The 262-nt window shown below is 48.5% G+C and carries 1 rRNA gene; it reads left to right on the top strand.

Annotation, left to right across the window (positions count from 1 at the left end):
* Positions 1-178: 178 nt before the first annotated feature.
* Positions 179-262: ribosomal RNA gene (rrf, locus tag GCN74_RS28465) — 5S ribosomal RNA — on the top strand; the annotation flags it as partial.

Genomic DNA, 262 nt, shown 5'->3' with positions numbered 1-262 from the left:
ATTAAGCTAACCAGTACTAATTGCCCGTACGGCTTGTCCCTATAACCTTAGCAGGTACAGAGGATAAGACGGTACAACGTTGCGTGTGTGTTGATACCATTCATTACCCTTGATCTTTGCTTCTTCCAGATTCATGGCCTTGTCGTCCCACAGGAGACAAACGCCAGTACAAGTTATGCCTGATGACCATAGCAAGTTGGTCCCACCCCTTCCCATCCCGAACAGGACCGTGAAACAACTTTGCGCCGATGATAGTGCTGCA

The sequence above is a fragment of the Janthinobacterium sp. FT14W genome (assembly GCF_009208755.1).
GTDB classification, from domain to species: Bacteria; Pseudomonadota; Gammaproteobacteria; order Burkholderiales; family Burkholderiaceae_D; genus Janthinobacterium; species Janthinobacterium violaceinigrum.
The sequence above is the reverse complement of the archived record's forward strand: the minus strand, read 5'-3'. Positions and strand labels throughout refer to the sequence as shown.